Origin of the sequence: Nonomuraea sp. NPDC050663, assembly GCF_044456985.1 — a bacterium.
Lineage (GTDB): Bacteria > Actinomycetota > Actinomycetes > Streptosporangiales > Streptosporangiaceae > Nonomuraea.
The window spans coordinates 91,844-104,812 of record NZ_JBITGL010000023.1 but is presented as its reverse complement, the minus strand read 5'-3'; the positions used below and the strand labels follow the sequence as shown (position 1 = coordinate 104,812).

15 protein-coding genes are annotated in these 12,969 nt (G+C 69.1%); 6 read left to right on the top strand and 9 right to left on the bottom strand.

Annotation, left to right across the window (positions count from 1 at the left end):
- Window positions 1-31 precede the first annotated feature (31 nt).
- Window positions 32-868: a PrsW family intramembrane metalloprotease gene (locus ACIBH1_RS43590; protein WP_397319982.1), complete on the bottom strand. Its 837-nt coding sequence runs from the start codon at window positions 866-868 to the stop codon at window positions 32-34.
- Window positions 865-2,823, bottom strand: coding sequence for an NAD(P)-binding protein (locus ACIBH1_RS43585; protein ID WP_397319981.1), 1,959 nt, complete (start codon window positions 2,821-2,823; stop codon window positions 865-867). Before ACIBH1_RS43585 ends, ACIBH1_RS43590 begins: the two co-directional genes overlap by 4 nt.
- A gap of 143 nt (window positions 2,824-2,966) precedes the next feature.
- Here ACIBH1_RS43585 and ACIBH1_RS43580 point away from each other — a divergent pair, with 143 nt between their 5' ends.
- On the top strand, window positions 2,967-3,650 hold the full coding sequence (locus tag ACIBH1_RS43580; protein ID WP_397319980.1) for a hypothetical protein: 684 nt from the start codon (window positions 2,967-2,969) through the stop codon (window positions 3,648-3,650).
- Here the strand turns inward: ACIBH1_RS43580 and ACIBH1_RS43575 are convergent.
- Together ACIBH1_RS43575 and ACIBH1_RS43570 are read right to left on the bottom strand one after the other, a co-directional pair.
- Complete coding sequence (locus tag ACIBH1_RS43575; protein ID WP_397319979.1) at window positions 3,647-4,579, bottom strand: zinc-binding alcohol dehydrogenase family protein; 933 nt, start codon at window positions 4,577-4,579, stop codon at window positions 3,647-3,649. The two genes, ACIBH1_RS43580 and ACIBH1_RS43575, sit on opposite strands and share 4 nt — an antisense overlap.
- A 59-nt stretch (window positions 4,580-4,638) precedes the next feature.
- Window positions 4,639-6,678: a glycosyltransferase gene (locus ACIBH1_RS43570; RefSeq protein ID WP_397319978.1), complete on the bottom strand. Its 2,040-nt coding sequence runs from the start codon at window positions 6,676-6,678 to the stop codon at window positions 4,639-4,641.
- 75 nt (window positions 6,679-6,753) lie between these two features.
- Here ACIBH1_RS43570 and ACIBH1_RS43565 point away from each other — a divergent pair, with 75 nt between their 5' ends.
- Together ACIBH1_RS43565 and ACIBH1_RS43560 are read left to right on the top strand one after the other, a co-directional pair.
- Window positions 6,754-7,290 carry an ATP-binding protein gene (locus tag ACIBH1_RS43565; RefSeq protein ID WP_397319977.1) on the top strand — a complete coding sequence of 179 codons (537 nt, stop codon included), beginning with the start codon at window positions 6,754-6,756 and terminating at the stop codon, window positions 7,288-7,290.
- Window positions 7,287-7,883: a DUF234 domain-containing protein gene (locus ACIBH1_RS43560; RefSeq protein ID WP_397319976.1), complete on the top strand. Its 597-nt coding sequence runs from the start codon at window positions 7,287-7,289 to the stop codon at window positions 7,881-7,883. The genes ACIBH1_RS43565 and ACIBH1_RS43560 overlap by 4 nt, the downstream gene beginning before the upstream one ends.
- Window positions 7,884-7,886: 3 nt before the next feature.
- On the opposite strand, the gene ACIBH1_RS43555 is transcribed toward ACIBH1_RS43560, so the two are convergent.
- Entirely contained in the window at window positions 7,887-8,249 is a 363-nt protein-coding gene (locus ACIBH1_RS43555) for a hypothetical protein (RefSeq protein ID WP_397319975.1), read from the bottom strand.
- 20 nt (window positions 8,250-8,269) lie between these two features.
- Entirely contained in the window at window positions 8,270-8,809 is a 540-nt protein-coding gene (locus tag ACIBH1_RS43550; protein WP_397319974.1) for a TetR/AcrR family transcriptional regulator, read from the bottom strand.
- A gap of 68 nt (window positions 8,810-8,877) precedes the next feature.
- Here ACIBH1_RS43550 and ACIBH1_RS43545 point away from each other — a divergent pair, with 68 nt between their 5' ends.
- Both ACIBH1_RS43545 and ACIBH1_RS43540 read left to right on the top strand, forming a co-directional pair.
- Entirely contained in the window at window positions 8,878-9,267 is a 390-nt protein-coding gene (locus ACIBH1_RS43545; protein WP_397319973.1) for a nuclear transport factor 2 family protein, read from the top strand.
- An 86-nt stretch (window positions 9,268-9,353) separates the two neighbouring features.
- The gene (locus ACIBH1_RS43540; protein WP_397319972.1) at window positions 9,354-9,701 is read left to right on the top strand and encodes a VOC family protein; all 348 of its coding nucleotides are present in this window, start codon (window positions 9,354-9,356) and stop codon (window positions 9,699-9,701) included.
- Here ACIBH1_RS43540 and ACIBH1_RS43535 read toward each other — a convergent pair.
- Window positions 9,679-10,509: an MBL fold metallo-hydrolase gene (locus ACIBH1_RS43535; RefSeq protein ID WP_397319971.1), complete on the bottom strand. Its 831-nt coding sequence runs from the start codon at window positions 10,507-10,509 to the stop codon at window positions 9,679-9,681. The genes ACIBH1_RS43540 and ACIBH1_RS43535 overlap by 23 nt on opposite strands.
- Entirely contained in the window at window positions 10,503-11,099 is a 597-nt protein-coding gene (locus ACIBH1_RS43530) for a dihydrofolate reductase family protein (protein ID WP_397320039.1), read from the bottom strand. The genes ACIBH1_RS43535 and ACIBH1_RS43530 overlap by 7 nt, the downstream gene beginning before the upstream one ends.
- A gap of 75 nt (window positions 11,100-11,174) precedes the next feature.
- Here ACIBH1_RS43530 and ACIBH1_RS43525 point away from each other — a divergent pair, with 75 nt between their 5' ends.
- A complete protein-coding gene (locus ACIBH1_RS43525; protein WP_397319970.1) occupies window positions 11,175-11,672 on the top strand; it encodes a winged helix-turn-helix transcriptional regulator in 498 nt (165 codons plus the stop codon).
- 106 nt (window positions 11,673-11,778) lie between these two features.
- On the opposite strand, the gene wecB is transcribed toward ACIBH1_RS43525, so the two are convergent.
- Window positions 11,779-12,909: a non-hydrolyzing UDP-N-acetylglucosamine 2-epimerase gene (gene wecB, locus ACIBH1_RS43520; RefSeq protein WP_397319969.1), complete on the bottom strand. Its 1,131-nt coding sequence runs from the start codon at window positions 12,907-12,909 to the stop codon at window positions 11,779-11,781.
- Window positions 12,910-12,969: the final 60 nt, after the last annotated feature.

Sequence of the window (12,969 nt, the reverse complement as noted above, 5' to 3'; positions counted from 1 at the left end):
CGGTTCCAGCGCATTGGGAGGAACGTGATACTTACTGTGACTGCGGTCGTTTACTGAGCCCGCGCAGCCACAGCAAAGCGATCACCGAGATGATTGCCAGCCCCAGCCAGTCCAGGAATGTGTACATGTGCACCTGGCCGTCCGTGACGGACGGCACCTGGCCGATGCGGAGCATGTCGAACTGCCACTGCTGGCCGGTGAGGACCATGGTGAGGGCGATCGCGATGCCGCGCATCGAGTCCCACAGGGCGTGCAGCACCGAGACGCCCAGATAGGCCAGCAGGATCGGGAGCAGCCCCGCCCCCGAGAACAGCACCCCGCCCACGATCGCGGTCCACAGGCCGTGTCCCAGCGGCGCCAGCAGGCCGCGCAGCACCTCGGTCTCCACCAGCTGCTGCAGCGACAGGTGGCCCTCCTCGGTGAACATCGCGTTGAAGGCGTAGCCCGCGCTCTCGAAGGCCGCGAAGCCGAAGCCGACCGTGGCGCCGAGCACCAGGCCGTCGCGCAGGGTGCGGCGGTGCAGGTGACGCGCCACGAACAGCAGCGCCAGCAGCTTGACGCCCTCCTCGATGAAGCCGACGCCCAGATACATCCAGATCGACGGCTTCAGCAGCCAGGTCTCCAGCAGGGAGGCGCCCAGCACGCCGAGCACGCCGCCCACGACGAAGGCGCGGAAGAGCAGCTCGACCGTGACGTGCTCGGAGCGGCCCCGATCGTAGGCCCACACGACGAAGGTGACCGGCACCAGGAAGCTGCCCAGGAGCACCAGGGTCGGGATGAGGTTGGAGTTGAGAGTCGACATCGTGACGACGATCGTCGCCACCCACAGGGCCAGCCCGATGAGGAAGACCTTCAGCCAGGATCTCATGCTTGCAGCTCCCCGACGGCTCGGTAGGCGGCGGTGATCGCGGCGTCGGCGTACGCCGCGGGGACGGAGTCGGAGTTGGCGATCGCGATGCGGCCGAAGCGCCGGCGCGCCTTCTCCGCCGGGGTGGGCCCGTCGGGGTAGAAGCTGTTCCACGGGCGGCAGTATTCGGGCGCGTAGCCGTGTCCCCAGCGGTTGACGGTGATCGCCTCGATGTCCCGCGCGGGATCGAAGCCCTGGCCGCCCAGGAGGCGGGTGAGCTGGTCGCGGATCGTGTACTCCATGAAGGAGTAGTCGGTCTTGATCAGCTCGTGCCGCCCGGCGATCGCGCCCGCGCTCGGGCCCGACTCCGACACGCACGGGGTGGCGATCATGTGGACGTTGGTCGGCTCGCTGGGATCCTTCGGGAACTCGTAGCCGGGCATGCTGACCGGGTAGTCGAGCTCGGAGACGCACCAGTAGGCGCCGGTCCACCTGACGTGGTTGATCCCCGCCTTGCGCCAGGCCTCCCAGTTGCGCAGCTGCACCATGGCGTAGAGCAGCGGCATCTTGACCGCCTGCTTCATCGCCGCCGCCTGCTCGGGCGGCAGCGAGGGGACCAGGTAGGGGATGACCATGTTCCAGCAGGCCATGACGACCGCGCCCGCGCGGACGGTCCTGATCTGGTGGCCGTCGTAGTAGCCGACCGTCGCGGTCCTGGCGCTCGACGGCGAGCCGTCGTTGGACACCGAGACCACCGGGCTCGACAGCCGGAACCGCACCCGGTTGCTGGGCAGGTCGAGGCGGGAGTAGTCGAAGGAGGCGGTGGTGATGCCGTCCATCGTGGTGTCGGTGGAGAAGCCGGGGATCATCCGGCCCACCATCATGCGCACCAGGGCCTGGTTGCCCTCGGGGAAGTGGTAGATGTACGGGTCCTCCGCCGTCCACTCCTTGATCATGGAGGGCGAGTTGTACTTCGACGGCTTGCTGTCGTCGAGGCCGAGCTTCTGGAAGCCGGGATAGTTCCAGTCGTCCACGCTGCCCCAGGCGTCGATCGCGCCGAAGGCCCTGGTGTCGTAGGCCCACTCGTCGCTCGACATGGTCCTGCAGTACAGCTCCACGTCGGGGTGGACCTTGCAGACGTCCAGCAGGAACTGGGAGTAGGTGAGGGAGGCCAGGCGCTCCTGCTTCTGCGCCGGCGACAGCCCCGGGAACCAGTCGCGGGGGTTCTTGTAGAGCATGAGCAGGTCCTTCTTGGCCTGCTCGGCGATCGGCAGCTGGGCGACCAGCCGCTCCTGGGTGAGACCGGGGGTGATGCGCACCAGCTTCTCGGTGGCGAAGGTCTCCCTGTCGCACATCACGCCGTCGTGCATCTTGAGGTCGCCGTAGAGCTTCTGGTCGTAGTACTTGTCGAATTTCTTCACATCGACGTCGAGCTGCTGGAGCAGGCGCTTGCCCTCGGCCGTCCACACGCTCGGCGCCTCCATCGACTGCGAGCCGCCGTAGCCGATGAGCCCTCCTGGGCGGCTCGCGGGGGTGAACTCGTTGCGCCTGGCGTGGCCGCCGATCTCGTCGTGGTTGTCGATGATCAGGATCCGGGCGCTGGGGTCGCGCCGCAGCCACTCGAAGGCGGCGCTCACGCCGCTGATGCCGCCGCCGACCACCACCAGGTCGTAGTTCTCGCCGGTGAAGTCGGGGCTGCCCGCGTACTCCCAGAAACGGTCGTCGCGCAGCGCGTGAGGCACGCTGAGGGCCTGCGGGGTGTTGCCCTGGAGACCGTGCAGACCGGGCGGGAACTTCACGTCCGCCGGCACTTCCAGGCTCTCGGTGCCGATGATGCCGGGTTCGCCCGAGCCAGGGCCCGCGCATCCGGCGAGCATGGCCGCGCCTGCGGCCATCGCCACGCCGTCGAAGAAGTCGCGACGCGAGATGCGGCGGTCCATGCCGAGTTCGCGCGCCCGGTGGGGATTGATCTCCATGGCGCGATCATGCGGATGGCTGGCAAATGTCTCAGTACGGCACGCTGCGTTTCGATAAACATTTACCGGTTGCGGGAAAGGGGCTCGGCTAATCGGCTAATCGTCTAACTTCTTGTCGGACTCGTCGGTCGACAGGGGGAAGCATGAGAAAGTCATTTGCCGCGCTATTTCTGGGTGGCGCGCTTCTTGCCGGTTGTGGCAGTGAATCGCCCGTTCCGGCCGCCGACGCGCGAGCGGCCACCGCGGCCCCCTCGTCGAAGGGCACGGGCAGGCTCGGCGCCGCCCTGCTCACCGCCCCCGCCGGGATGCAGGTGTCCTACGGGCCCGAGATCGGCCCGTACGGCAGCCTCAAGGCCACCAGGCTCGGCCAGGAGGCCGTGCGCCAGGCCAAGCTCGACCGGCCCGAGTGCGCCTCCACCGGGCAGCTCGACGCCAACGCCCCCGCGGTGAAGGGCTCGCAGGCGGCGGTCATCGCGTTCGCCTCGCAGACCAGCTCGCTCACCCAGTCGCTGGTGGAACTGCCCGCGAACAAGGCGGTCCTGCCGGGGCCGCTGGCCAAGCAGTGCCGCCGCTACCGGGCGGACGTCGGGGGGCAGGCCGTCACCTATGCCACGCAGGAGTTGCGCGTGCCGAAGGTGGGGGACGGGACGCGGGCGTTCCTGACGACCGCGTCCGGCAACGGGCCGAGCGTGCAGATCGGGTCCGGAGTGGTGCGTCACGGGAATGTCATCATGAGCATTCTCATGGTGGGCTCAAAAGTGAAATACGACGATTTGAACCGCAATATCCGGCAGGCCTACCAGAAGCTGGCGACGACCCTTCCCTAGGGCTTCAGGACCAGCTTTCCCGTCGTACGGCGGCCCGCCAGGTCCTCCAGGGCCTGGCGGGCATCCTCCAGCTTGTACTCCCCGCCCACGATCGGCCGCAGCGTGCCCGCCAGCGTCATCTCCATCAGCGGCCCGAGCGGGTCGAGCATGCCCGGCAGCCCGATCGAGCCGCCGAGCCAGTAGCCCATGACCGCGATGTTGCCCGCGCTGAGCGAGCCAGGGTCGATCGCCGACGGCGCGACGCTGCCCGACGTGCCGTACGTGATCAGGCGCCCGAACGGAGCCAGCGCGCCCAGCGCCGCGTCGAACACCGGACCGCCCACCGCGTCGAGCACGATGTCGGCCTTGCGCCCGCCGTTGGCCTCGGTCACCCGCTCGGCGTAGCCCGCGGCCTCGCCGTCGATCGCCGCGTCGGCGCCCAGCTCCAGCACGAGGGCGCGCTTGTCGTCGCTCGACGCCGTGCCGATCACCCTGCCGGCGCCGAACTCCTTGGCCAGCTGCACCGCCAGCGTGCCCACGCCGCCCGCCGCCGAGTTCACCACGACGCTCTCGCCCGGCGCCATCCGCGCCGCCGTGCGCAGCAGATGCCAGGCCGTCAGGCCCTGCACCAGCAGCGCCAGCGCCTGGCCCGCGCCCAGCTCCTCGGGGATCTCCACCGGGTTCTTCACCACGGCCTTCGAGGCGTAGGCGGCCGAGGCGAACGCCATCACGCGCTTGCCGTCCGCGGTGCGGCCGACCACTTCGGAGCCGGGCACGAACGGCAGGTCCGGCGGGAGGTAGGCGCCCTCGAGGCGCTTGATGTCGGCGAAGTTGATCCCGGCGGCCTCGACGTTCACGAGGATCTCGCCGGGACCCGGCACGGGATCGGGCACTTCCGCCGCGGTCAGCACTTCCGGTCCGCCCAGGCGTGTGGCATGCATGACTCTCATGCTCGTCACGCTATGCGACGGGTCACCCCGGCGTTACGGCGGGTCATGCCGTACGGGCTCTAGATCAGCACGTGATCGGCGGGGTGGCCGACGAAGGAGAACTGGGCGTTGCGGGTCAGCTTGATGTGGTCGGCCTGCCACGTGTGCATCGAGGCGTCGGCGCTGCGCCAGTAGACGAAGTTGAAGCGGTCCGACGAGTAGATCTTGACGCCCTCTTCCCTGAGCTTCCTGACCAGCGTCGTGTCCTCGCCCCTGGTGAGGTCGGGGAACGGGTAGCCGCGGAACAGGTCGCGCTTGCCCAGGAAGGTGCCGCCCTGGACCAGCCACGAGTAGCGGTGCTCCAGCCCGGGAAGGCGGAACATCGTGGTGTTGAGCCCCTCGAAGTAGGCGTAGTGGGCGCCCTTGCCGACCAGCTCGGCGTCGGTGTAGTCGAACGAGCGCACCAGGTCCGACAGGTAGTGCTCGCCGTACAGGTTGTCGTCGTCCATCTTGGCGATCAGCTCGCCGTCGGCGTGCGCGATGCCGTGGTTGAGGCAGGCGCCCAGCGACCAGTCGGCCGGCGCGGGCAGCACGACGACGTCGCTGATGCCCGCGGCCCTGGCCTTGTCGCCGACGACCACGGGGTCGATGTCCATGCCGTGCAGGACCATGACCAGCTGGACGGGCTTGTGGATCTGCTTGGCCACCGAGCCGATGGCGTGCTCGATCTGGCCCGCGCGGTTGGTGGGCAGCACGACCGAGATGCTCCTGGAGCGGGTCTCCGGCCGCTGCCCGAGCAGGCGCAGCACCTGGTCCACGCGGTGCGAGAACAGGTGCTTGTCGAAGACCTCGCGCATCGCCAGGTGGCCCATGCGGGCGCGCAGCTCCGGCGAGTTGATCAGGTGGAGGACCTGGTTGTACGACTCGATCGGCTCCCTGGCGATCGGGACCAGCTCGCCGAACGTCTCCTCGATCGCCCTGCTCCACCCGCTGACCACCGGGGTGGCGCAGGCGCTCAGCTCGAACACGCGCCGCGCGCACATGGTCGGGGAGTCGAGCACGCTGTTGACGTTCAGGAAGACCTTGTACATGCGGTAGGCGGCCAGCATCTGGTCGTAGGGCAGCTCGCCCACGATGTGCGGGCGGTACTTCTCCGGCCAGGCGTACTTGTCGTCGACGCTGTCGTTGCGGGCGAAGATGTGCAGGCCGAGCTCGCGGACGGGGTCGATGACCGTCTCCATCTGCTCGCGTCGCTCGGGGTGCTTGTCGCGGAAGTACATGCCCGCGAACACCACGTCGTGCAGGCGGCCCTGCTTCTGCTGCACCGGGTTGTGCACGCGCGGCTGCGCCGCGAACTGGAGCACGTCGACCCGATCATGTCCCAGCACTTCCCGATATTTCGGGATCATGTCGCCGTCGCAGGTGAACACGTAGTCGAACAGCTTGGCCGTGTCGATGAAGAAGTCGAAGTTGGGCGGGTCCTCCTTGTTCCAGAAGACCGTCGGGATGCCCTGCTCCTTGCACCAGGCGACCAGCTCGCGCAGCGGCTCCTTGGGGGCGTTGGTGCCCGTCATCTGGTAGCGCCAGCGGCCCTGGTTGCCGTGCCACGCCGACTCGCAGAACAGCAGGTCGGGCTTCTTCTCGGCGAAGATCTCCGGCCAGTCCTTGAGCCCGAACTCGATCTGGTCCCACTCGTAGCGGAAGGCCATGCGCGAGAAGTCGTCGAGGATGACCGCGACCTTCAGGCCGGGCCGGTTGATCGGCCCGGTCGGCCACTTCGCCGGAGGCACCTCGACGGCCGGACCCTGCTGCTTCAGCTCCTCGGCCACCTCGGCGACCGTCCGCGGCGCCGTGGGCGCCTTGCCCCTGGCCTTGGCGGCCTTGAGCACCTTGCCCGGGCTCTTGGCCGCGATGGCCTCGCCGAGCTTGAACGCCCGCTTGGCCTGCGTCGCCTCAAGCTTCCACGCGGCGTACTCGGCCTTGGCCTCGGCGATCTCCAGGCGGCGCTTGAGCTCGGCTACCTCGGCCTCATACCGCTCGACCAGCTTGCGCTCCTCTGGGAGCCAGTTGATGGGGCCCAGGCGCTGGAAGGTGGGCTCTGCTTCGGGGGTCTCGGCCATGGTGCTCGCCTTATCGCGCTGCGGTGTCCGGATCGGGGGGTCGATTTGTCATGGTACGGCTATCGCCGCGGTGAAGTGGCCGGACGTGGATGTTGCCCTTCGAGCACTCGCATATGGAACGCTCATCACAGCAGGCGACGGGTCGGCAAATCCCGCCTGGCCGAGGAGTTCGTCAGGCGTTCCGGTCTGCCGTCGCTGTTCTTCGCCGCCACCACCCGTCCGACGGCGTTCCAGCTCCCGCTGTTCCGCCAGGCCGCCCAGAGCTCCACGCTCCCTGGCGCCGGGAAGTTCGCCGAATGGTCGTTCGACTCCTGGGACGGCGCGCTGCGCCTGCTGGCCGAGGCGATCCCTGAAGACACACCGAGCATCGTCGTCATCGACGAACTGCCGTTTTTGCTGGCCGCGGATCCATGGCTGGAGGGAACCCGGCGGCCGGTCCTGCTGCTCCTGATCGGCTCCGACCTTTCGATCATGGAGTCGATCAACCAGTACGACCGCCCCTTCTACATGCGCGCGGTCGACATGGTGATCCACCCTCCGACTCCCGCCGACGTCCAGAGATTCCTCCAGCTGGCGCCATCGGCTCAGGGCAACGCAGCTACACCTCGATGAAGCGTGCCGCCGGTGACATCCCCCAGGCCACCCTCAGCCGGGCACTCAACCTGCTCGCGGACAAGCGCATGATCGCCGCCGAGCTGCCGCTGTCCGCCAAGCCGTTCCGCGAGACGCGCTACCACCTCGCCGACCCGCACCTCAGGTTCTGGTTGCCCTTCGTCGAGCCGTACCTCCCGGAGATCGAACGCGGGCGCGGCGACCTGACGCTCGCCCGGGTACGGCGGGCATGGACCTCGTGGCGGGGCATGGCCGTCGAACCGCTGATTCGTGAGTCGCTCCGACGAATGGAGGGACTGCCAGGGGAGACGGGCGCCGTCGGAGGGTACTGGACCAGGACCAACGATGTCGAGATCGACCTGGTGGGAGCCGACCGGGAACCGGTGGCCAGGAGGATCACCTATGTGGGGTCGATCAAATGGCTGGAGAACCGGCCGTTCGACAAGCACGACCTCGGCGAGTTGTTCGTTCACCGGTCGAGGCTGCCCGGGGCCGATCAGGAGACGCCCCTGGTGGCGGTCGCCCGTAGTGGTTGCACCGCCGACCACATCCAGCACGTCGGCCCCGACGAGCTCGTGGGCGCGTGGGAGTGAGCGTCAGGGGCGCGGGCGCAGCCATCGCAGGGCGGCGTCGGCAGGGTCGTCCGGGGTGCTGTTGAAGGCGATGGCCGCGTCGGGTGCGTGGCGTCTGACCAGGTTGATCACCCGCTCGAAGAACTCGAGATACGGCTCGTGCTTGCGGATGCCGCCCCCGATGACGACGCAGGAGTAGGGGCCGTGCTGCAGCGCCTCGGTGATCGCCGTCTCGGGCTCCCGGTCGACGTCCACGAGGCAGTAGGCGGCGTCGATGCCGTGCTCCTCGAACCGGGCGCGGCCGCGTGCTATCGCGGCGTGGACCGGCTCGGGGTCCCAGTCCGTGAACGTGGCGGGGTCAAGGCCGATCACCAGTACCTGTGCCACCGTCGTGTCTCCTCAGCTAGTCATCGGGCCAGTTCCTGAAGGCAGGGCCGGAGCAGGCGGGCGATCTCCTCCGGAGGTACGTCACGCAGTTCCTCCAGCTCCAGGAGCTGGTGGCCGACCGTCACGCCCAGCATGATCACGGTCATCAGGGCGGCGCGCAGGGGCGCGTCGTCGCCGCCGAGGGACGAGCCGATGCGCTCGATCTGGCCCGCGAGCGCCGCCCGCGCCGTGGAGGCGGCCTCGGGGTGGGTGAGCATCGAGCGCAGCATCGCCAGCGACTCCGGCGGCAGCTCGCCCAGCTTCCAGCCCAGCGTGCCCAGGACGTGCTCGACGGGATCGTCTTCGTGCGGGGTCTGCGCCGTCGTGTGCTCGACCGCCCGGGTGAAGAGCTCCTGCTTGCTGCCGAAGCGCTGCATGACCAGCGCCGGATCGACCTGGGCGGCCGTGGCGACGGCCCTGATGGTGGTGCGCTCGAATCCCCGCTCGGCGAACAGCAGACGGGCGGCTTCGAGGATGCGCTGCTCGCTGGCGGCTCGGCGTTCGGCGCGGGTGGGGCTCACCCGTTGACTCTACCGGCATTCGCTCTACACTCGTTGAATCAACGTGTGTTGAGCGAAGGGGGTTCCTCATGGACGTCATCCGTGGCTACTACGACGCGATGCGGCACAAGTCGGCCGACGAGCTGGCTGAGCTCTACACCGAGGACGCGGTGCACGAGTTCCCGTTCCGGATGGACGGCATGCCGGCGGCGCTCAACGGGCGCGAGCAGATCCGGGCCGCCTACACCGCCACCTGGGGAGCTTCGCCGTTCGAGGTCACCGAGGTCCGCGACGTCGTCATCCACCGCGGGCTCGACCCCGAGGTCGTCGTCTCCGAGCACACCGTCGTCGGCACCGTCGCCGGTCAGGTCCTCACCGTGCCCGGCCTGCTGGTCCTGCGGATCAGGGACGGGCTGATCGTGCACAACCGCGACTACATGGACGCCACCGCCGTCACCCGCATCCGCCAGGTGGCGTGACCAGAGGTCGAAGGCCGGTCTGGGTGGGGTGGTTCTCGAAGGAGAATCGGGTGCGGGACTAGTTGTCATCCGTCGGGGGGATCGTGATGGTTGTTCGCCGGGTCGTGCCGAACGTGCAGACGAATGACGTGCGGGAAAGCCGGGAGTTCTACGGGCTCCTGGGATTCGAGGAGGTCATGAACCACGGCTGGATCATGACGCTCGCCTCCCCGTCCGCCCCGCACGCGCAGGTCAGCTTCATGGCCGAGGACAAGACCGCCCCCGTCGCGCCCGACCTGAGCATCGAGGTCGACGACGTCGACGCGGCCTACGCCGCGGTTCAGGAGAGCGGGGCCGAGATCGTGCATCCCCTACAGGACGAGGAGTGGGGCGTGCGGCGCTTCTTCGTGCGCGACCCCAACGGCAGGGTCGTCAACGTGCTGGGCCACCGATGAGCCCCTTGCCGGCGAGGGTCCTGGCCTGCCCCTCGTGGATGTCGTCGACCCACTCCCAGCCCGGTTTGGCCCGCGGGCCGATCCGGGGGTCGTCGGGGGTCGTGCCCTCGCGCAGGGCGCGCAGGTAGGCGCGGTCCAGCTCGATCTGCTCGCGCAGCTGATCGGCCCCGCCCGGCGATCCGTGACCCGGGACGAAGACGTCGACCTCGACCGCCACCTCCTCGAACAGCCGCAGGGTGTTGAGGTAGTCGCCGATCGGGTCGGCGGTGTCCGTGTCGAGCATCGGGACGAAGACGTCGGACAACATGTCGCCGACCACCAGCACCCTGCTCTCCTCGACCAGCAGCGCCGCGTGACCCGGAGCGTGGGCCTGGTGCTCGATGATCCGGACTCGGGGTCCGTCCCACGGAAGGTCGGTGGTTCCCTCCGGCAGGCCGGTGATGAGGCCGAACAGGTCGGCGGGCGTCTCGTCGGCGATCTCCGGCGGCAGCCCCTCGACGAAGCGGGTCTTCCAGTCGGCGTGCGACAGCACCTCCTCGAGGAAGGCCGCGCAGCGGGCGGTGCCGTACCGGGGCGGCCTGCCGTACTCCGCGTGCCAGAGCGCGTGGTCCCAGTCGGGATGCGTGGCGAAGCCCGCCACCACGGGCTGCCCCAGCCGGCGAAGCCCGTCCGCGATGGAGAGCATCTCGGCCTCCGTGATCCCGGGATCGACCAGCAGCACCCCCGACCGGCCCCGCACGACCACGGTGTTGTTCTGGAGCAACTCGCTCTGGTGGGTGTAGGCACCCTCCGCGATCTGGTTCAGCACGGGCCTGTCTCCTTCGCGTCCTGGACGGCGTAACGATGCATCGTGACGCCCTGGGGGAACGACCGCTGCTCGAGCAGGTCGAGATCGATCGGTACGTCGTAGTCGTCGAACAGCGGCCTGCCGAAGCCGAGGATCGCGGGATGGGTGAAGAGCAGCAGTTCGTCGAGCAGTCCCGCCCTGAGCAACTGCGTCGCGAGCCCCGCGCCGCCCACGCTGATGTCGCCGCCGGTCCCGGCGCGCAACGCGGCCAGCCGCTCGATCGCGTCGTCGCCGCCGATGACTGTCGTGTTGTGATCGGCGCTGGTGCGGGTGCGGGAGACGAGCACCTTGGGCTTGGCCGTCCAGATCTCGCCGTATTCGCGCATGTAGTCGGGCACCGACATGTCGTCGTGCGCCCGCGGCCAGAACTCTTCCATGACCTCGTAGTAGACGCGGCCGTGGACCATGAGCGTGAGCTCCCGCGTCATCGCGTTGGCGGCCCGGTGCAGCTCCTCGCCGAGGCGGAGCCACTCGCCGGCGCCGTTGTCGCCGGGCACCTGCTCGATCCGCAGGTCGAGGGAGACCTGCATCGAATAGACGAAGCGGCCCATCACGCCCTCTTCTCGTCTAGTGCTTGCGTTTTGCAATCACTATAGTGAGGGCGAAACACGTGTCAAGGAGGGGTCGTGGAACCACGGTCGGGGTGCCCGATCAACGCCGCCGTCGAAGTGCTCGGGGACCGCTGGTCGCTGCTCGTCCTGCGCGACGTCATCTTCGGAGACCGGCGCTACTTCCGGGCGCTTCTCACGGGGTCGCTGGAGGGGATCGCGTCGAACATCCTCGCCGACCGTCTCGTACGGCTCGTCGAAGCGGGCATCCTCACCCGGGGCGCCGCCGTACGAGGACAGCGGGCGCGCTACAGCCTCACGGAGGCGGGGATCCAGACGCTGCCGATCATCTACGCGCTGGGGAACTGGGGGCTCGACTGGCGCTCGGGGAGCGCCGAGCTGAGGGCCCGGCAGCAGGTGATGCGGGCCGAGGGCGCGGGGTTCGTGGAGGAGCTGATGGACGAGCTCCGGGTACGCCACCTGGGCGCCACCCCGAAGGCCCAGGACGGGCCGGGAGCATTCGAACGCCTGAACGCGGCCTACGCGGCGGCGGCGGAGCAGGGGGACGCGGGGTGACGGTGTGGTCGCCCGTGGGCGGTGGGTCGCCCAGGCCGGGCGACCGGCGGTCACTGCCTGTCGCCCCTAGCCTCAGCGGGACCAGGGGCGGGAAGGCGGGGGCGGGTTAAGGGGTGACGCGGTTGTGGGCCGCGGGGGCGAGGTTGTCTCCGTGGAGCCACGACGCGATCACGCGGGCGATGCGCGGTCCGGCCTGTCCGTCCCACATCACCGGCAGTTCCTCCGCCGGGATGGCGGCCCCGTCCGACAGCACCTTGGAGGCCGCTGCCGGCAGGAGGGCGGGGGTGACGAGCCGGTTGGTCCCGTGCGAGACCGTGATCGGACGCTCGGTGTTGGGCCGGACGGTGAGGCACGGCACGCCCAGCACGGTGGTCTCCTCCTGCACTCCGCCGGAGTCCGTCACCACGAGGGCGGCGCCGCGCACGAGGGACAGGAAGTCGACGTACCCCAGCGGGTCGATCACGTAGACCGACGGAGAGGTGACGAGGCCGGCTTCGGCGAGGCGGGTGCGGCCGCGCGGGTGGATCGGGATCACGAGCGGGATCTGCTCCGACACCTCGAGCACCGCGTCCACGAGTTCGCGCGCGGCTTCGGGGGAGTCGACGTTGGCGGGCCGGTGCAGGGTGGCGACGGCGTAGCGCGGCGGGAGGCCGAGGCGCTTGACGACCGGTGACGGGTCGAGGGAAGGCAGCGCGCCGAAGAGGCTGTCGATCATGGGGTTGCCCACGAGGTGGACCTTGCGCGGGTCGATGCCTTCGGACGCCAGGTAGGACAGGGCGTCGGGCGAGGTGGCGAAGAGCAGTTCCGACAGCGAGTCGGTGACGATGCGGTTGACCTCTTCCGGCATGGTCCGGTCGAAGGAGCGCAGTCCTGCCTCGACGTGGGCGGTGGGGATGCCGAGCTTGGCGCAGACCAGGATGGCGGCGAGGGTGGAGTTGACGTCGCCGTAGACGACGACGAGGTCGGGCGTGTGCTCCAGCACGACGCCTTCGAGGCCGATGAGCAGGGCGGCGGTCTGCTGGGCGTGGGTGCCTGAGCCGACGCCGAGGTTGGCGATGGGCTCGGGCAGGCCGAGGTCGGCGAAGAACACGTCGGACATCAGCGCGTCGTAGTGCTGGCCGGTGTGGATGATGCCCTGTCGGACCCCCAGAGAGTCCAGTGCGCGGACCACCGGGGCGGCCTTCGGGAAGTTCGGCCGGGCACCCAGCACGTGCAGGACCAGGGGGTTTTCCCTCATCTACCTCGCCTTTCAGATTTGTCGAGCGGAGGGGGGCAAATCGTTGCCTATGGTACGGTC

What these genes read in the sequence shown, in the direction of transcription:
- ACIBH1_RS43545 (WP_397319973.1), top strand. Translation starts at nt 8,878, where the DNA reads ATGGACGTCATCCGTGGCTACTACGACGCGATGCGGCACAAGTCGGCC.
- ACIBH1_RS43530 (WP_397320039.1), bottom strand. Translation starts at nt 11,099, where the DNA reads ATGGGCCGCTTCGTCTATTCGATGCAGGTCTCCCTCGACCTGCGGATC.
- ACIBH1_RS43580 (WP_397319980.1), top strand. Translation starts at nt 2,967, where the DNA reads ATGAGAAAGTCATTTGCCGCGCTATTTCTGGGTGGCGCGCTTCTTGCC.
- ACIBH1_RS43575 (WP_397319979.1), bottom strand. Translation starts at nt 4,579, where the DNA reads ATGAGAGTCATGCATGCCACACGCCTGGGCGGACCGGAAGTGCTGACC.
- ACIBH1_RS43570 (WP_397319978.1), bottom strand. Translation starts at nt 6,678, where the DNA reads ATGGCCGAGACCCCCGAAGCAGAGCCCACCTTCCAGCGCCTGGGCCCC.
- ACIBH1_RS43590 (WP_397319982.1), bottom strand. Translation starts at nt 868, where the DNA reads ATGAGATCCTGGCTGAAGGTCTTCCTCATCGGGCTGGCCCTGTGGGTG.
- ACIBH1_RS43560 (WP_397319976.1), top strand. Translation starts at nt 7,287, where the DNA reads ATGAAGCGTGCCGCCGGTGACATCCCCCAGGCCACCCTCAGCCGGGCA.
- ACIBH1_RS43585 (WP_397319981.1), bottom strand. Translation starts at nt 2,823, where the DNA reads ATGGAGATCAATCCCCACCGGGCGCGCGAACTCGGCATGGACCGCCGC.
- ACIBH1_RS43540 (WP_397319972.1), top strand. Translation starts at nt 9,354, where the DNA reads ATGGTTGTTCGCCGGGTCGTGCCGAACGTGCAGACGAATGACGTGCGG.
- wecB (WP_397319969.1), bottom strand. Translation starts at nt 12,909, where the DNA reads ATGAGGGAAAACCCCCTGGTCCTGCACGTGCTGGGTGCCCGGCCGAAC.